The following is an 18,370-nucleotide window of genomic DNA, read 5'->3' as shown; positions in this document are numbered from 1 at the left end:
AAGGACACCCCCTGCATCCGAGTCCGGCATAAACCAGACCGGGCTTCGCGAAACATTGATGGCGATCCGATACCTATTTAGTCTGCTCCTCAGTCTCGCACCTGGCCTGGCGGCTGCACAGCCGTCCCTCCCCGCCCCCTCGCCACTCACCTCGGTGGCCTTCCATTACGGCGCACAAGCGCCCTGGGATGAACTCAGGGCCTTCGACCTGGCCATCGTCGAGCCTGACCATCTGCCGGCCGGAGCGCTGCCCGATCTCGGCCGCACGCGCCTGGCCGCCTATGTCTCGCTGGGCGAAGTCCAACCCACACGCGCCTATGCCGAACGCCTGCCGGGCGCGTGGTTGCGCGGCGAGAACAGCGCCTGGGGCAGCCGGCTGATCGACCAGAGCCAGCCCGCCTGGCCGGCCTTTTTCGCCGAACAGGTCGTGGGCCCGCTGTGGCAGCGCGGCCTGCGGACCTTTTTTGTGGACACGCTCGATTCCTACCAGCTCTTCGCGCGCACGGCCGAGGATCGCGCGGTGCAGGAAGCCGGCATGGTGGCCGTGATCCGCGAACTCGTGCGGCGCTACCCGGGCATCCGCTTTGTCTACAACCGCGGCTTCGAGATCCTGCCGCAGACCCACGAATGGGTCGATGCTGTCGCCGCCGAGTCCCTGTTCCGTCGTTACGACACCGCCAGCAAGAGCTATGTGACCGTGCCCGAAGCCGACCGGGCCTGGCTGCTGACGCGCCTGCGCGAGGTGCGGGAGCGCTACCGCCTCCCGGCCATCGCCATCGACTACGTGCCGCCCGCCCAGCGCGAACTCGCACGCGAAACGGCGCGTGCCATCCGGGCCCTGGGGTTCGTGCCCTGGGTGGCCACCCCCGCGCTCGACACACTGGGTGTGAGCTCGGTCGAGGTCATGGCGCGCAAGGTGCTGGTGGTGCACAGCCCGGTGGCCAATGAATTCGATTTGCGCCGCAGTAATCCGGTGGTCTTTGCGTCCATGCCTTTGCAGCATCTGGGCTATGTGCCGGAGTTCGTCGATTCTTCACACCTGCCGGGCGTGCCCCTGGCGGGGCGTTATGCGGGCGTGGTGATCTGGCTGGGGCATACACCGGGATCGGCCGAACGTGAACGCCTGCTGGCCTGGCTCGAACAGCAGAAAAATGATGGCATTCCGCTGAGTTTCGTCAACCAGATCGGCTTCTTGTTCGGCAGTCCCCTGGCAACCCGGCTGGGGCTCGCGCCCGGCGCCTCGTCCGTCGATCTGTCTCCCGTGGAGATCGAACGGCAGGATGCCATGCTGGGCTTCGAGAGCCGCGTGCGGCCTCCGGCCGATGGCTTTTTTGCGCTGAAGCTGGAAAATGGCACGCCGCTGCTGACGCTGCGCCGGGGCCAGGCGCATCAGGTGGCGGCCGCGTTGACCTCGTGGGGGGGCTATGTGATCGATCCCTATTCGGTCACCACGCTGCCGGGCGACGACGGCGGCAACCGCTGGGTCATCAATCCCTTCGAGTTCTTCCGCCGCAGCCTGCGCCTGCCCGACATGCCCGTGCCCGACGTGACCACCGAGAGCGGCCGGCGCATGCTGCTGATTCACATGGACGGCGACGGTTTCGTGAGCCGCAGCGAACTCCCGGGCAAGCGGCTGGCCGGCGAGGAGCTGCGCGACCGCGTGGTGCGGCGCTACCCCCTGCCCATGACCCTCTCGGTCATCGAGGCCGAGCTCTCGCCCCTGGGCCTGTACCCGAATCTGTCGGCGCAGGCGGAAAAGGCGGCACGCGAGATCTTCAGCGCCCCCCACGTGGCCATCGCCTCGCACAGCTACACCCACCCCTTCAACTGGTCACAGGCCAGCGCGCAGGCCGGCCAGGACGAGGGGGAAGAGACTTACCACCTCAAAGTGCCCGGTTACCGCTTCGACCTGCAGCGCGAGATCGAAGGCTCGGTGCGCTACATCGAAAGCCGCCTGGCGCCGCCAGGCAAGAAGGTGGAGATGTTCCTGTGGACCGGGGACTGCGTGCCCGGCGCCGACGCCGTGGAATGGACGCAGCGCATCGGCCTGCTCAACATGAATGGCGGCGACACGGTCGCCACCCGCAGCTACCCCACGGTCGCGCGGGTCGAAGGCCTGGGCCTGCCTCGCGGGCGCGGCTACCAGGTCTTTGCCCCCAACCAGAACGAGAACGTCTACACCAACAACTGGCGCGGCCCCTATTACGGCTTCGACCGCGTCATCGAGACCTACGAATTCACCGAGAAGCCACGCCGACTCAAACCCATCAATCTCTACTTCCACACCTACCTGCTGACCAAACGCGCCGGCATGCAGTCCTTCGACCGCATCATGGCCTATGCGCAGGGCCAGGAGACCACGCCCGTGCATGCGGCCGACTACGCGCGCAAGGTGCTGGACTTCCAGCATCTGGTCGTGGCGCGCACAGCCGAGGGCTGGCGCATCCGCGGCGCAGCCAACCTGCGCACCCTGCGTCTGCCCGCGGCCCTGGGCCCGCCCGACCTTGCGCGCAGCCGTGCCGTGGCCGGCTACCGTGATGGCGCCGAAGGTCGTTACGTCCACCTGAGCGATGCCGCGGCCGAACTGGTGACGGCCACGCGCAGCGAAGAGGTGCCCCGGCTCGTGTCGGCCAATGCGCGCATCAGCGCCTATACCGTCGATGGCGGCGTGCGCCGCTGGACACTCGCCGGCCAGGTTCCGCTTGAATTCACCCTGGCCGATGCCGGTGCCTGCCGCGTAAGCGTGGCGGGCCGCGAGCTGCAACCCGTGCGCCGCCAGGCCGCCCTGTTCCACTACGCCCTGCCAGCCCATGCTGCCCGCCCGCTCGAAGCGATATGCCAGCGTTGACGGGGACATTCCCCGTGAGCACCTGACCAGCGGCTGGCAGTTGCTGCTCATCGTGCTCGTGGTGCTGACCCTGTTCTATCTCGTCTACCCGCGCCGTGCCCTGGTGCAGCGCCTGTACGACCAGGAGCCGCTGGACGAGCTCTCGCTGTCCTATGTGCAGAACCTCCTGCGCGCCGACACCCGCAACGCCGACGCCAAGCTGTTGCTGACCCGCCACCACGTGCAGGACATGGAGCCGCGCGGGCTCGAGAGCCTGGTGCGCGACTACACCCGCAGCAGCGACCCGCGCCAGCGCCAGCTCGCACGCGAGCTGCAGATCAAGGCCTTTGAAGGACAGCTGCGCGAAGACCCCACCCCAGCCGTGCGCGCGGCGCTGCGCGCACGGCTGCAGGAGGCCCTGAACGATCTTCCGGACACGCCGCTGCCGGCGGCACTGGCCCAGGGTTATGCCTCGCTGGCCTTCCGGCTCGACCTGCCGGCGCTGGGCGAGCGCCTGCTGCTGCCCCTGCTGGAGACCCTCTCGGCCGATGCGCTCGAAGACCTGGGCCACAAGGCGCAGGCCCGCCAGGAATACCGGCTGGCGTCCCGCTTCTTCCTGCTCGCGCAGACGGCGAGCACCGACCGGGCCCAGGCTCGCCGGCGTTTCCAGCTCGGCCTCGACGCGCTGCTCGCCGGCGGCTTCCATGCCCTGGCCCTGCAGACGGCCGAAGAACGGATCGGATCGCTCGCCACCGACCTCGCGACCGTGCGCTACATGGTGCGGCTGGCACTGGCCTGCGGCCAGCCCGAACGCGCCGCGTACTACGCACGGCTGCTGGTGTACCGAGATCCCTCGCGGGAGAATGCCGCGCGATGAAACGGTTCCGCTACGTCCTGTCGCCCCTGTTCTGCCTGGGCGCCGGCCTGGCGCAGGCGCAGAGCACCGCGCCACCGTCAGCCCCGCCCGCCGACGCGGCCGGGGTTCCGCTGCGCCGCTTCGACGCTGCCGATTACACGCTGGCCTACCAGGTCTTCATCGGCACAGGCCGGCTGGAAGATGCCATGCGCGTCGCACGCAAGGCCGTGTTGTCCCTGCCGCGGGACAGGGACTGGCGCCGCCGGCTCGCGCAGGTCGCCGAGTGGCTGGGTTACACCGACGTCGCAGCCGAACAGTGGCGTGCCCTGTTCGAGATGGGAGACCACTCGGACGCCACGCTGGCCGCCCTGACACGCCTGGCGCCCTCACTGGACAAACCCTCCGACGCGCTGCCGCTGTGGACCTGGCTGGCGCGCCGCGGCCGTCTCACGCCGGCCCAGTGGGACGACATCTACTGGCAATTCGAAAACTCCTCCGAGCCCCTGCGCGGCTCGGTCTTTTTCGAGGAACAGTACCGAGCGCACGGCCCGCTCCGGCTGCTCGAACATGCGGCCCGACTGGCGGAGAACGCGGGCGATGACCAGCGCGCGCTGGCCTTGTACCAGGAGCGCGTGCGAGGCGAGCCTCTGTCCACCGAAGCCCTGCTGCACGCCACCTTCCTCCATCTGCGTCGCGACCGCATCGAGGACGCGCTCACCCTGATGCGCGCGAACGCAGCACGTGTGCCCCCGCAGGAGCAGGAGTTCTGGCGCCTGCTGGGCCAGGTGGCCTGGGAAGCGGGTGACTACCCGACGGCGACGCAGGCCTACACACTGGGCATCGGAGCCCGCCAGTCCGGGCTCGGCGACTGGACGCGCCTGATCTATCTCGTCCGTCCGCAGCAGCCGCGCCACGCTGCCGAACTGGCTTTGCAGGCCTGGCAGCGCTTTGACAGCCTGGACCATTTGCAGCAGGCCCTCGAGATCTATGCCAATCTTGGCGATCTCCGGGCCCAGGGGCGCATTTACGACAGCCTCGACGAGCGGGCCCGCACCCGGGCGGAAGGGCAGATCGCTTTCCTGCTCGGCCGCGCACAGTACCGTCAGCGGCAGCAGCAGCCCGCGGCCGCCTGGTCCGATCTGCGCAAGGCGCTGCAGCTCGGGCCACGCGACGAAGGCACCGTGCTGACCCTGTTGTGGTTCCTCATCGACGCCGGCTGGCAGCGCGAGCTGCGCCAGATGCTCACGCGTTACGACGAACAGGCCCGTGGCACGGCTCTGCTCTGGCCCGCCTATGCGGCCGGCCACCAGCTGCTCGGCCAGGCCCGCCGGTCTGGCGCCTGGTACCGCAAGGCCCTGACCCGCACGCCCGATGATCCGCTGCTGCTCTCCGCTTACGCCGACGTGCTCGAACAGCAGCAGCGCCATGCCCAGGCCCTGCGCATGCGCCAGCAGGCCTGGCAGCGCATGGAAACCCTGCGCAAGGCCCAGGCCGATGCGCAGACCTGGAAGCAGCGACCCGAGTTCCGGCTCTGGCTGCAATCCTGGCTGCGCCAGCATCCGGGCGACCCCAGCCTGCGCTTCATGCGCCAGACCCTGGAAGAACTGCGCGGCCTGGAGCCCGCTGCGGACCGCCAGGCCGGCGACGAACTGGTCCTGGCCTGGACGCTGGCGCGCGAACAGCCCGAAAGCGCACGCCGCTGGGCCTGGGAGCGTTATCTGCGCCTGGGTCGTCCCCTGCCCGCGCCCACGGCCAACCAGATCGCCCTGATGCGCAACGACCGTGTGGCCGTCGAGGCCCTGCTCGATACGCCCGACCGCCCCCTGCCCTCGGCCAGCCGCGTGGAGTCGGCCTTGATGACAGGCCGCAGCTCGCTGGCCCTGAGCACCGCCTTCCTGGACATGGCGCGCGAGGACGAGGACGAGATCCTGCACGACCGTTTCCGCCAGAACGCCGTCGGGCAGGCGCATTACGTGGAGACCCGCGTCTTCAGCGACGACTTCGACCTGGTCAAGCGCCAGGGTGTGGAGTTCGGCGCGCGGCTCACGCTCAACGCGCGCCTGCAGCTGCTGCTGGGCTGGACGCAGATCCGGCAAAGCACCTCCGACACGGACCTGGGCAGCCTGCTGTCCGACAGCGACCGGCTGAACAACGCCGAGCTGCGCTGGAAGACCCTGCAGCAGGAAACCCGCCTCGCGCTGACCCACCGCGCGGCCATGGCCGATGTGCAGGGCCTGCGCCTGCAGCACTACGGCCGCTGGACACCCCGCCTCAGCTACGAGTTCGAAGCCGTGTCCAAGGGCGAGGCGCTCAACAGCCTGCCGCTGCGCACCGCCGGTTACGCGGACAGCCTCTCGGCCGGCGCGACCTACGGGCTCGACCGCGCCCTCTATCTGCGCGCCAGCGGACGGCAAAGCCGCTTCTACACCCAGTACGACGACTACCTCAGCCGCGGCCTGGCCACCCACCTCGAAGCCGGCTACCGCCTGCGCAGCGAATACCCGGACTGGCGCCTGCGCCTGTACTGGCAGAACCAGAGCTACACACGCGACGGCAGCCTCTCGGCGGCCACCCTGTCGCGCCTCTCCACCGGCCTGCAGGACGCCATCACCGCGGGCACGCTCGATCCGGTCGGCTACTTCATCCCGCAGGACAGCGCCACCCTGGGCGCCTGCCTGAGCGGCGGCGACAACCTGGGCGGACAGAGCCTGCAGAACGGCTACAGCCGCGCCTGGCGGCCCTATGCCGACGTCTGTCTGCTCAACAACTCCGTCGTCGGCACAGGCTACGAGAGCGCGCTGGGCCTGGCCGGCGCGGTGATCGGCGCCGACCAGCTGGCATTGCAATGGCGGGCCAGTGCAGGCAACATCCCGGGCGGATCCTCCACGCGCACGATTTCCCTCCGTTACCGACTTTATTTCTAGAAGCCATGACCATGAAAACCATGAAACTGCACCGTCTCCTGTGGCTGGGTCTGCTTGCCGCGCTGCTGTCCGGCTGCGCGGGCACCAGTTCCATCGTGGGGGACCCCACGCTCGACAGCAAGGCCTCCTGGGTCCTGCTGCCCATCGCCAACAACACCGAGACCCCGCAGGCCGCCCTGTCGGCCGAAGCGCTGGTCGAACACCACCTGCGCGCGCGCGGCGTGCAGGAGCTGCAGCGCTACCCGGCCACCCTGGCGCGCGACAGCCTGTTCGAGCCGGCCGAGCGCAAGCAGGCCGAGGAGGCCCTGCAATGGGCCCGCGCCCAGGGCGCGCGCTACGCCATCACGGGCAGCGTCGAAGAATGGCGCTACAAGGTGGGCCTGGACGGCGACCCGGTCGTCGGCCTGACCCTGCGCGTGATCGACCTGGGCAGCGGCCGCGTGGTCTGGAGCGCCTCGGGCTCGCGCAGCGGCTGGCTGCGCGAGGGCGTATCCTCGGTGGCGCTCAAGCTGGTCGGCCAACTGGTCGGGGGCCTCAAACTCGTCGAATCGACGGGCGCCGCCGCGCCGCAGGACGCCGTACGGCGCGGCTCCTGATCTCACCACATCGGCCCCAGGAAGCGCTGCCGCACGATGCCCTCGCCCACGTCCCCGATCTCCCTGCTGAGTTCCCTGCGCCACCGCATCGCGCGGGGGCGCCAGCTCATCCCCGAACTGCTGGGCCCGCGCGCCCAGTGGATCGAGATCCTGCTGATCCCCGCGCTGGCCTGCAGCCTGGCCTGGTTGTTCGCGCCGCAGGACCCGATGCTCACGCGCGCGCTCTTTCCCTGGATCTGGTTCGCGCCCACGCTGGTGGCGCTGCGCTACGGCGTCATGCCCGGCCTGCTGGCCTGCGTGCCCCTGGTCCTGAGCGGGTTCATCGCCGACCGCCTCATGCGCCTGCCCGATGTGTTCGGGCTCGAATACTTCTTCCCCGGCGCCCTGCTGGTGCTGCTGTGCGGCGAGTTCAGCGATGTCTGGCGCGACCGCGCCGCACGCCTGGACGAGACCAACGTCTACCTGGCCGAGCGGCTCTCGCGCATCACCAAACGTCACCTGCTGCTCAACCTTTCGCACGACCGGCTCGAGCACGAAATGCTCGCGCGCCCCAACTCGCTGCGCGACGCGCTGGTGCGGCTGCGCCAGCTCGCCTCGACCGCGCCCGCGGGCGATCCGGTCGGCAAAGACTGGCCCGGGGCCGGCGAATTGCTGCACCTGCTGGCGCAGTACGTCAACATCGAGGCCGCGACGCTCTACGCCATCGACACCGACCATGGCGAGCCCCGTCTGGAGGCGGCCATCCGGCACCTGGGTGATCCCGAAACGCTGCGGGCCGACGACGCGCTGCTGCGACTCGCGCTGCAGCAGCGCGAGCTGGCTCATATCGCAAGCGCGGACACCAGCCTGAGCCGCGAGACCCGGCAGCTTGTGGTCGCGCCCTTGATGGCAGCGAGCGGCCAGCCCATCGGCGTGCTGGCCGTCACCCGCATGCCCTTTGTCGCGCTCAACGTCGAGAACCTGCAGATGCTCTCGGTCATCCTCGGCTACTACGCCGACTGCGTGCGCAGCGGCCCCGAGGTGCAGGCCGTGCAGCAGCGCCTGCCCGGCCTGCCGGCGCTGTTCGCCGAGGAGTTCGCCCGCATGCGCAGCCTGCAGGGCCGAAGCGGCATGGCCAGCCAGATCCTCGTCATGCGTTTTGAGGGCGGACTGCGCCGGACCATCGTCACCGAATTCCTGCGCATCAAACGCGGGCTCGACGTCTACTGGCAGACCGAGGTGGGCAACACTTCGGTCATCGCCGTGCTCATGCCGCTGGCCAGCCCGGCCGCCATGGCGGGTTTCATCCAGCGCATCGAACAGTGGCTGGACCTGCACTTCCATGGCGGCCTCGAAACACTGGGCGTGCAACTGCGCCCCATCGATTTCGCCAGCGAAGAACCTCTGGACGCCCTGATCCAGGCCCTGGGCACGCCGCCGGCATGAACAGCACCACGACCTACCTGCCCTGGGCCGTCCTGCCCGACAGCGTGGAACAGCTGCTGGCGCCGCTGGCGGAATCGACCAGCCTGCCCGTCCTCGTGGCCCTGCTGTGCCTGCACACCATGGCCGCCCTCGTCGTGGCCATCGCCTGCCTGCATGGCATGCCCGAACATCTGCGCCGCCCGCGCGGGCCCGTGCTGCTGCTGCTCTTCAATTTCGCGTTCATCGCCCCGGTCGCGGGGCCTCTGTGCGTGCTGGTGATCACGCGTATCTCCCTGAAGCAGGCGCGGCAACAGGCGCGCCAGGCCCAGCCCACTGCGATCGCACTGCCCGAATACGACGTGCAGGGGAACGACGCCGTGCGCAGCAGCCAGGTGGCCATCCGCTCGCGGCTGGGGACCGAGGTGCCGGGCAATATCCGCATGCAGGCGCTGCTCACGCTGCAGGCCGTTCCCGGGCGCGTGGCCAATCCCATCCTCGAGAACCTGCTGGGCGACAGCACGGACGACGTCCGACTGCTCGCCTTCGGCATGCTCGACAGCGAAGAAAAACGCATCTCGCAGAACATCCAGCGCGAACGCGCCCAGCTCGACGCCGGGATCAGCCCCGGGCAGCGCTACGACTGCCTGCACCACCTGGCCGAACTGCACTGGGAACTGGTCTACGCCTGCCTGGCCCAGGGCGAGCTGCGCCGCCACATCCTGCGCCAGGCGCGTGAACACCTCGAAGGCGCGCTCGCCACCGGCATCGAACCCAGCCCGGGCCTGCGGATGCTGCAGGGCCGCATCCTGCTGGCCCAGGACGACTGGGCGGCCGCCGAAGACGTCTTCCGCAGCGCGCTGCTGCAGGGCCTGCCCGCGACCTCGGTGCTGCCCTACCTGGCCGAGATCGCCTTCATCCAGCATCGTTACGACGAAGTCCGCCTCCATCTCGGAGGGCTGGTCGATCTCAACACCGCCGTCCGCACCACCGCCGTGGTCAACCTCTGGACCGGACGTGAAACCGTGAGCAAACTCAGTGACCGCCACTTCCTCCCCCACCTCTGAGCCCGCCGCGCGCCGCGCCGCGGAAGTCGACGTCCTGCTGCTGCTCGAGGGCACCTTCCCCTATGTGGCCGGTGGCGTGTCGAGCTGGGTCAACCAGATCATCCGCGGCTTTCCCGAGCTGCGCTTCGGCGCCATCTTCCTCGGCTCACGCCCCGAGGACTACGGCCCCATGCGCTACCCGCTGCCCGACAACCTCGTGCACCTGGACGTGAGCTATCTCTACGACGCGCGCGAAGCCCCGCCCGTGATGCCGGTGCAGGCTCAGCCCGGTGTCATGCGCGAGGTGGAACAGATGCACGAACAGCTCTACAGCGACATCCGCCACCCTGGCTGCCTGCGCCACTTCTCGCACCTGCTGGACGAGGCCGCGCCCGGCGGCCGGCTGAGCCACGAGGTCTTCCTCCACAGCCGCGAGTCCTGGGACTACATCAAGAAAAGCTACCGCCAGCGCAGCTCGGACCCGTCCTTCGTCGACTACTTCTGGACCATCCGCAACATCCACACCCCCTTCTGGCGCATGCGCGAGGTGGCCGAACGCGCGCCCAAGGCCCGCATCTACCACGCCATCTCCACAGGCTACGCGGGCATCCTGGGCCTGCTGCTGAAGCACCGCAACCCGCGCCCCTTCATGCTCAGCGAACACGGTATCTACGTGAAGGAACGCAAGATCGACCTCTACCAGGCGCAGTGGCTCAAGGACAACCGCAGCGTGTTCGAGCACGATCCCTCGCGTCTGAGCTACTTCCGCCAGCTCTGGATCCGCTTCTTCGAACACCTGGGTTACCTCACCTACCAGTCGGCCGACGACATCGTCGCGCTGTACGAGGCCAACCGCCAGCGCCAGCTGGTCGACGGCGCGCCCGAGGAACGCACCTGCAACGTGCCCAACGGCATCGACGTGGCGCGTTTCGCGCCGCTGCGCACGCAGCGCCCCGTGGCCGTACCGCCCGTGCTCTGCCTGATCGGCCGTGTGGTGCCCATCAAGGACATCAAGACCTTCATCCGCGCCATGCGCGGCGTGGTCAACCGCATGCCCGAAGCCGAGGGCTGGATCGCCGGCCCCGAGGACGAATCCCCCGAATACGCACGCGAATGCCACGACCTCGTGGCCCAGCTCGGTCTGAAGGGCAAGGTCAGGTTCCTCGGCTTCCAGAAACTCACCGAGCTGCTGCCCCAGGTGGGCCTGGTCGTGCTGAGCTCCATCAGCGAGGCGCTGCCCCTCGTGATCCTCGAAGGCTATGCCGCGGGCGTGCCCACCGTGTCCACCGACGTGGGCTCCTGCCAGCAGCTGGTCTACGGCCTGCCCGGCGCGGACGAGGCCATCGGCGCCTCGGGCCGGGTGGTGCGCATCGCCGACCCCGAGGCCCTGGCCGACGCCTGCGTCGAACTGCTGAGCGACCACGCGCTCTGGCAACGCACCAGCGAAGCCGCGATCCGCCGCGTCGAGGCCTATTACTCGCAGGACATCATGTTCGGCCACTACCGCGAACTCTACGAAAAGAACTTCCAATGGCAGGCATAGGCTTCGAACTGCGCAAGCTGCTCAAGAAGCAGACCTACGGCGGTCTGCTGCAGGCCTATGCCTACGCCGGCATCATCAGCTCCGGCCCCTGGGTGCTGTCCATCGTCGGCATCCTGCTCATCGGCGTGTTCAGCCTGAGCGCCATCGACGCGCGCGCCTCGATCAGCCAGTTCCAGGTCACGGTGACCTACCTCTTCCTGATCTCGCTCATCCTCACGGGCCTGGTCCAGCTCTCCTTCACACGCTACGTGGCCGACCAGATCTTCGCCAGGAACGACGCGGCCATCATGCCCAACTTCAACGGCCTGATTCTGCTGTCCATGAGCCTGAGCGTGGTGCTGGCCCTGCCCGCCGTGGCCTTCCTGTTCCCGGAGCAGAGCGTGCTCTACCGCCTGCTGTTTGTCATGGGCCTGTCGGTCATGACGGCGATCTGGATCGCCACGGTCTTCCTCACGGGCATGAAGCATTACCGCGCCATCGTGCTCATCTTCTTCCTGGGCTACGGCGCCACCATCGTGCTGGCCCTGCTGCTGCGCTACGTGGTCGGCCTCGAAGGCCTGCTCCTGGGCTTCGTCGCCGGCCACGTGCTGCTGCTCATGGGCATGGTCGGGCTGATCTACCGCAACTACCACTCCGACCGTTTCATCGCCTTCGACATCTGGAAACCCGGCGCCATGTACCGCAGCCTCATGGCCTCGGGCCTGCTGTTCAACCTGGGCGCCTGGGTCGACAAGATCATGTTCTGGTACCACCCCGACACGGGCCAGGCCGTGATCGGGCCGCTGCATGCCTCGGTGATCTACGACATCCCGATCTTTCTGGCCTACCTCTCGGTCATCCCCGGCATGGCCGTGTTCCTGGTGCGCATCGAAACCGACTTTGTCGAGTACTACATCAAGTTCTACGACGCTGTGCGCGAAGGCGCCACGCTGGACTACATCGAGCGCATGCGCAACCACATGGTCTATTACGTGCGCCGCGGCCTGTTCGACATTGCCAAGATCCAGGCCATCGCCGTGCTCATCACCCTGGTGCTGGGCGAATCCATCCTGCGTTTCCTGGGCATCTCCACGCTCTACCTGCAACTGCTCTACATCGATGTGGTCGGTGCGGCCCTGCAGGTGGTCATGCTGGGCATCCTGAACGTGCTGTTCTACCTGGACCAGCGCCGCGCCGTGCTGCTGCTCACAGCCCTGCTGCCGCTGTTCAACATCATCTTCACGGCCATCTCCCTGCGGCTTGGCGCCCAGTGGTTCGGCTACGGCTTCGCCTTCGCCATGCTGCTCACGGTGCTGCTGGGCCTGTGGATCCTCAACCGCAAGCTCGAAGCCCTGGAATACCAGACCTTCATGCTGCAGTAGCGCCGCTTGAAATCGCGCGGCCAGAGGTCTATGCTTTGCGGCCCGGACCCGATTCGCGGCCATCCCGCCGCCGTCTGGCAGGAGCCGCCCCATGCGCCTCGCACCCTCTGCCTTCGCCCTCGCCGTCTTGCTGCTGGGCGACCCGCTGGCCCAGGCGGCCGACATCGGCCCCGGCCCCCCCGCCTCCGACGACCTGAGACAGGCCCGTACGCTGATCGAGAAAAAGGACTGGCCGGCCGCCGTGGAGCTGCTCGCCACCTACACCCGCACCAACCCCCAAAACGCCGACAGCTTCAATCTGCTGGGCTACAGCTACCGCCACCTCAAGCGCTACGACGAATCGCTGGCCGCCTACAACAAGGCCCTGGCCCTGAACCCCAGGCACCGCGGGGCGCACGAGTACATCGGTGAGGCCTACATCCAGCTCGGCCAGCTCGACAAGGCCAAGGAACACCTGGACGCGCTGAACAGGCTCTGTTTCCTGCCCTGCGAGGAATACAGCGACCTCAAGAAGTCCTACGAGGCCGCGCTCAAGGGCAGATAAGGGCTCAGGTCGCGAAACCGTCGTCGGCCTGGATCACGGCACCATTGATGAAATGGCTCTCGTTGGCGCAGAGCATCACCAGCACGCTGTCCAGATCGGCCGCCTGGCCCACGCGCTTGCGCGGCAGCATGGCGATGAGCTTTTGCCCCTGCTCGGTCTGCCAGTGGTGGTGGTTGATCTCGGTGTCGATGTAACCCGGGCACAGCGCGTTGACGTTGATGCCGAACTTGCCCCACTCCAGCGCCATGGCGCGTGTCATGTGCACCACGGCGGCCTTGCTCATGCAGTAGATGCCGATCTGCGGCAGCACCTTGAGCCCGGCCATGGAGGCGATGTTGACGATGCGCCCGCCCGTGTAGGTGCCTGGCGCCGCGCCCTTGGCGCGCGCCAGCATGCGCTTGCCCACTTCCTGCGCCACGAAAAAGGCGCCCTTGGTGTTGGTGTCCAGGACAAAGTCGTAATCTTCCTCCGTCACGTCCACGATGCGCTGCGTGGTGCTCACGCCCGAGTTGTTGATCAGGATGTCGATCGAACCCACCTCGGTCTCGGCCCGCGCCACCGCCGCGCGGATGGAACCCAGGTCCGTCACGTCCAGCTCCACCACATGGGCGTCGCCGCCCTCGCCCTCGATCTGCGCGCGCAGGTCCTTGAGCTTTTCCATGCGACGCGCGGCCAGCACCACGGCCGCGCCGGCCTTGGAGAGGGTGCGGGCGAACTGCGCGCCCAGGCCGCCCGAGGCGCCGGTGACGAAGGCCACGCGGCCGGAAAGATCGATGCTGTAAGCCATGACAGGCCCTTTCTTTGAACACGGGACAAAATAGAACGATCGTTCTATTTTGTCCTCAAACAGGACTAAAATCAGTCGCACATCCGACAGGCCGGGCAATCGATTACGCCAACCATCCCGCCTGCATTATCAAGCGACTTCCCCAGCAGAAAGCAGCCGCCATGACCCACGAAGAAATCCTCGCCCAGTTCGGCCCCCGCGAAGCCATGGAATACGACGTGGTCGTCGTCGGCGGCGGTCCCGGCGGCCTGTCCACCGCCATCCGCTTGAAGCAGCTCGCTGCGGAAAAAGGCAAAGACGTCTCCGTCGTCGTGCTGGAAAAAGGCGGAGAACCCGGCGCCCACATCCTCTCGGGCGCCGTCATGGACCCCATCGCCCTCACCGAACTCTTCCCCAACTGGAAGGAACTGGGCGCCCCGCTGAACCAGCCCGTCACCGGCGACGATGTGCTCTTCCTGTCCGAGACCTCTGCCCGCCGCACCCCCAACGTCTTCGTGCCCGACTGCTTCCACAACGAAGGCAATTACGTCATCAGCCTGGGCCTGGTCACCAAATGGCTGGGCGAACAGGCCGAGGCCCTGGGCGTGGAGATCTTCCCCGGCTTCACGGCCGCCGAAGTGCTCTACAACGAGGACGGCTCCGTCAAGGGCGTGGCCACGGGCAATATGGGCATCGGCAAGGACGGCGAGCCCACCGACAGCTTCCAGCTCGGCATGGAACTGCACGCCAGGTACACCGTCTTCGCCGAAGGCGCGCGCGGTCACCTGGGCAAGCAGCTCATCGCCAGGTACAAGCTCGACGCGGGACGGGATCCGCAGAGCTACGCCATCGGCGTCAAGGAACTGTGGGAAGTGCCCGCCGCCCAGGCCCAGCCCGGCCGTGTGGTCCACACCGCCGGCTGGCCCATGGACAACAGCACCTACGGCGGCGGCTTCCTCTACCACGCCGAAGGCAACAGGGTCACCCTGGGTTTTGTCACCGGCCTGGACTACCAGAACCCCTGGCTCAGCCCCTTCGAGGAAATGCAGCGCTGGAAGACCCACCCCGCCATCCGCAAGCACATCGAAGGCGGCAAGCGCATCGGCTACGGCGCGCGCGCCATCACGGCCGGCGGCCTGCTGAGCCTGCCCAAGACCGTGTTCCCGGGCGGCGCCCTCGTGGGCTGTGACGCGGGTTACCTGAACGCCAGCCGCATCAAAGGCAGCCACGCCGCCATCAAGACCGGCATGCTGGCCGCCGAAGCGATTGACGAGGCCATCGGCGCCGGCCGCCGGCACGATGAACTCGCCGCCTACCCCGCCGCGTTCGAACAGAGCTGGCTGCACACCGAGCTCAAGCGCTCGCGCAACTTCAAGCAGTGGTTCAAGAAGGGCAACCTCATTGGCGCGCTGATGGCCGGCATCGAAAACTGGCTGCTGCCCAGGATCGGCATCAAGAGCCCGCCGTGGACCCTCCACAATGCGATTCCCGATCACGCCAAGCTCAAACCCGCCGCCGATTGCCGACCCATCAGCTACCCCAAGCCGGACGGCAAACTCACCTTCGACCGCCTGAGCAGCGTCTTCATCAGCAACACCAACCACGCCGAAGACCAGCCCGCCCACCTGACGCTCAAGGACGCCAGCGTGCCCGTGAGCATCAACCTGGCCCAATACGCGGGCCCCGAGAGCCGCTACTGCCCGGCCGGCGTCTACGAATTCGTGAAGAACGCCGACAACAGCGACCGCCTGCAGATCAACGCGCAGAACTGCGTGCACTGCAAGACCTGCGACATCAAGGATCCGACGCAGAACATCGTCTGGGTCACGCCTGAGGGCGGCGGGGGGCCGAATTACAGCGGCATGTGATGTTCTGAAGCGCGCAGTTTTTCCTGGCCACCCTCACCAGCGCGGAGGCGGCGCAGACCATCCGCGTCAAGGGCATGCTGCAGCCGGCACAGTGAAAAGACGCAGCAGACATCAAACAGAACGGGGCCTCATGGCCCCGTTCTGTTTTGGATCACTCAGACGTTTCAGGGATTGCCCAGATAGTCGCGTTTGCCGATCTCCACCCCGTTGTGGCGCAGGATGGCGTAGGTGGTGGTGACGTGGAAGTAGAAGTTGGGCACGGCGTGGCCCAGCATGAACTGCATGCCGGTGTAGCGGGTTTCCTTGTCGCCGCGCTTGATGACGATTTCCTTGTCTTCGGTACCGTCGATCTGCGCGGGCTTGAAGCTCTGCAGGTAGGCGATGGTCTTGGCGATGCGGGCCTTGAGTTCGGGAATCGTCTTCTCCGTGTCTTCGTACACGGGGATGTCCACGCCGGCCAGGCGCGCGGCCAGGCCCTTGGCGGTGTCGGTGGCGATCATGATCTGGCGGGCCATGGGCAGCATGTCGGGGTAGAGGCGAAAACCGGTCAGCACCAGCTCGTCGAGCTTTTTCGCTTCCGCATGGGCCTGGGTCTTGTCCAGGATGGCGCTGAGGTTGCCCAGGATGTTGACGAAACGCGGCACGCTGGCCTGGTACATGGAAATGGTCATGAAAAACTCCGGAAGAAAGGGGTGGCCCGGATGGACCGTGAGGCAGCGGGCATCTTAGAGGCGGACCCGAGGCGCACGCGGCGTAGGGGCATTCCGGCACGTGCCGGGCCGTCAGAACACAGCGGGGCGCCATGGCCCCGCTGTGTCAACCTTCAGGGGCCACTGCGTTCAGCAGCCCCGGCCTGAGGGCCTATTTTTTCTGCTGGATGGCCTTGACCAGGGCCGCTGTCTGCTTGAGCGCCTGCTGCAGGTGCTCGTCCATCGCCTGCCGGGCAGCACCCACGCCTTCGAGCACCAGTTCACGCACCAGCTTGTCGTTGCTGCGCTTGAGGACGGCCGCGAGTTTTTCGTCGTCTTCGGGCAGCTTGTGCGCGATGGCATTGACCACGGCGCCCAGGATGACACGGCGCAAATCCTGCAAGGGCAGCAGGGAGGGATCGGAGCGCTTGTCCTGCCCGGCGCCTTGTGGCGCCTGCTGACCTTTGAGCAACTGCGCCAGCGCGGGCGCGGCCTCGCTGGTGGTGAGCATGTCGTCCACCACGTCGGCCAGGGTGCCCGGCCCCCACTGGCGGTTGACGATCTCCTCGGCCAGCAGGCCGATGCGCATGAGCGGGTCCCAGGGGCAGGGGTGCGGCAACGGCAGGCGGAACTCCTGCATCTCGAAGTCGAAGCGCGCCAGCGTGGCGATGACGAAGGGCCAGCAGGTTCGCCGGCCGATGGGCGCGAGCCAGCGCACGGTGTTGAGGTAATAGGCCCGGATCTTCATGTACTCGGGCGTGGGCGTGCCCGCCGCGTACAGGCCGGTGCGCGGCAGGCCCGTGGTGGGGTCGTTGCCGGCGCCCGCGCCGTTGAGGTTGATGTTGACGAAGTGGTGCCAGGTGGCGTCGCACACCACACGGCCGACCCGGGCAGGGTCGCCGTCATAGGCCGAGATGGCGCCGAAGCAGCGCGGCCGCACCGGCGGCTTGAGGGTGTCCACGATGAAACGCCCGGCCGAGACCGACACGGCAGCGATCTGTGCCCCGACGCGCGCACCGCCGCTCACGGGTGCCGGCCATTCCTCGATGCCGGCAAAACTGCCAGCCACCGGCGCAGGCGCCAGGCATTCGCTCTCGTGCGGATGATCGGGCAGGTTGTCCACCGCGCCGGAGCTGTGGCGCAGCACGGGGTGCACGCTCCAGCTACCGGCCACGTTGTCGGGGCCGCCGTTGGAGAAGAACACCGGGTAGATGCGCTGCGGTGTGGCGTCGGCCTGGTCGTTGAACTGTTTGACGCCGTCGGCCCCGGGGTCGATCACGGTGTCGTGCCGGCTGGGATTGACCATGGGGATGGTGGCCCAGTTGCGCATGCTGCGCACGCGCGGCAGGTTGCTGCCCATGCCCGCGCCTATGGTTTCGTGGTCACCGGTGGCGAACACGCCGCCGCCAGCCGCCATGAACTGGGCGATCCTGGTCTGCTCCGCGGCGGTCAGCGGCGATGTGCTGAAACCGAAGAGCCAGATCTGGTCGTAGTTGGCCGTGGTGACGGCGGGTGTGGCGGTGGCGAAGTTGTAGGCGCCGGCAATGGTCAGGTTCGGGCCGCTGCCGCTGCGGTGCGCGGCGGTGACGTTGTGCCCCGCCGCTCGGACGATGCCGACGAACTCCGACAGGCCGAAGCCGTCGGCGCCGAAGCTCAGGCTGCCGTCGGTGACCATCAGTATCTTCTGCGTACAGGGGTATCTGAAGATGATGTCGGCAAAACGGTTTCCCGTGATGGAAATATCGATATCAGGCATGGTGATCTCCCTTGATGCTCGTGGCAGGAACAGAGCAGGCAGCCCAGCCCACGAGTGCAAGGCCACCCAACGAGAACCAGAGTCATGAGGGTTTGCATCAGGGTGGCACCGCTGCGCAGCGATGCCACCTTGCAGAGCGCCAGCAGGCTGTTGCTGCTGGCGGCTCCTGCCCACTTGGCAGCCTGTCCGCGGA

At 67.6% G+C, this 18,370-nt stretch carries 13 protein-coding genes; 10 read left to right on the top strand and 3 right to left on the bottom strand.

The window, feature by feature from the left end; all coding sequences use genetic code 11:
* Positions 1 to 154 precede the first annotated feature (154 nt).
* The 9 genes from ACYVH8_RS02145 to ACYVH8_RS02105 all read left to right on the top strand — a co-directional run bounded on the left by ACYVH8_RS02145 (position 155) and on the right by ACYVH8_RS02105 (position 13,098).
* Positions 155 to 2,848, top strand: coding sequence for a bifunctional glycoside hydrolase 114/ polysaccharide deacetylase family protein (locus ACYVH8_RS02145; RefSeq protein WP_460487233.1), 2,694 nt, complete (start codon positions 155 to 157; stop codon positions 2,846 to 2,848).
* Positions 2,811 to 3,704, top strand: coding sequence for a hypothetical protein (locus ACYVH8_RS02140; RefSeq protein ID WP_460487232.1), 894 nt, complete (start codon positions 2,811 to 2,813; stop codon positions 3,702 to 3,704). Before ACYVH8_RS02145 ends, ACYVH8_RS02140 begins: the two co-directional genes overlap by 38 nt.
* On the top strand, positions 3,701 to 6,607 hold the full coding sequence (locus tag ACYVH8_RS02135) for a tetratricopeptide repeat protein (protein WP_460487231.1): 2,907 nt from the start codon (positions 3,701 to 3,703) through the stop codon (positions 6,605 to 6,607). Before ACYVH8_RS02140 ends, ACYVH8_RS02135 begins: the two co-directional genes overlap by 4 nt.
* A gap of 5 nt (positions 6,608 to 6,612) precedes the next feature.
* Positions 6,613 to 7,203, top strand: coding sequence for a penicillin-binding protein activator LpoB (locus ACYVH8_RS02130; protein WP_460487230.1), 591 nt, complete (start codon positions 6,613 to 6,615; stop codon positions 7,201 to 7,203).
* 36 nt (positions 7,204 to 7,239) lie between these two features.
* The gene (locus tag ACYVH8_RS02125; RefSeq protein WP_460487229.1) at positions 7,240 to 8,628 is read left to right on the top strand and encodes a PelD GGDEF domain-containing protein; all 1,389 of its coding nucleotides are present in this window, start codon (positions 7,240 to 7,242) and stop codon (positions 8,626 to 8,628) included.
* Positions 8,625 to 9,671 carry a tetratricopeptide repeat protein gene (locus tag ACYVH8_RS02120; RefSeq protein ID WP_460487228.1) on the top strand — a complete coding sequence of 349 codons (1,047 nt, stop codon included), beginning with the start codon at positions 8,625 to 8,627 and terminating at the stop codon, positions 9,669 to 9,671. The genes ACYVH8_RS02125 and ACYVH8_RS02120 overlap by 4 nt, the downstream gene beginning before the upstream one ends.
* Positions 9,643 to 11,193: a GT4 family glycosyltransferase PelF gene (gene pelF, locus ACYVH8_RS02115; protein WP_460487227.1), complete on the top strand. Its 1,551-nt coding sequence runs from the start codon at positions 9,643 to 9,645 to the stop codon at positions 11,191 to 11,193. Before ACYVH8_RS02120 ends, pelF begins: the two co-directional genes overlap by 29 nt.
* Positions 11,181 to 12,554, top strand: a complete 1,374-nt coding sequence (gene pelG, locus ACYVH8_RS02110; protein WP_460487226.1) for an exopolysaccharide Pel transporter PelG — start codon at positions 11,181 to 11,183, stop codon at positions 12,552 to 12,554. Before pelF ends, pelG begins: the two co-directional genes overlap by 13 nt.
* Positions 12,555 to 12,645: 91 nt before the next feature.
* Complete coding sequence (locus tag ACYVH8_RS02105) at positions 12,646 to 13,098, top strand: tetratricopeptide repeat protein (protein ID WP_460487225.1); 453 nt, start codon at positions 12,646 to 12,648, stop codon at positions 13,096 to 13,098.
* A gap of 4 nt (positions 13,099 to 13,102) precedes the next feature.
* On the opposite strand, the gene ACYVH8_RS02100 is transcribed toward ACYVH8_RS02105, so the two are convergent.
* On the bottom strand, positions 13,103 to 13,885 hold the full coding sequence (locus ACYVH8_RS02100) for an SDR family oxidoreductase (RefSeq protein ID WP_460487224.1): 783 nt from the start codon (positions 13,883 to 13,885) through the stop codon (positions 13,103 to 13,105).
* Positions 13,886 to 14,046: 161 nt separating this feature from the next.
* Between ACYVH8_RS02100 and ACYVH8_RS02095 the strand changes: the two genes are divergently transcribed.
* Positions 14,047 to 15,732 (top strand): electron transfer flavoprotein-ubiquinone oxidoreductase, encoded by a 1,686-nt coding sequence (locus ACYVH8_RS02095; RefSeq protein ID WP_460487223.1) that lies wholly within the window; start codon positions 14,047 to 14,049, stop codon positions 15,730 to 15,732.
* Positions 15,733 to 15,896: 164 nt separating this feature from the next.
* On the opposite strand, the gene ACYVH8_RS02090 is transcribed toward ACYVH8_RS02095, so the two are convergent.
* Positions 15,897 to 16,403, bottom strand: a complete 507-nt coding sequence (locus tag ACYVH8_RS02090; protein ID WP_460487222.1) for a DUF1993 domain-containing protein — start codon at positions 16,401 to 16,403, stop codon at positions 15,897 to 15,899.
* A gap of 190 nt (positions 16,404 to 16,593) precedes the next feature.
* Entirely contained in the window at positions 16,594 to 18,177 is a 1,584-nt protein-coding gene (locus ACYVH8_RS02085) for a hypothetical protein (protein ID WP_460487221.1), read from the bottom strand.
* Positions 18,178 to 18,370: the final 193 nt, after the last annotated feature.

The organism is Curvibacter fontanus, from assembly GCF_054780335.1.
Note: the sequence above shows the minus strand (reverse complement) of the source record. Positions and strands in the feature narration are given on the sequence as shown.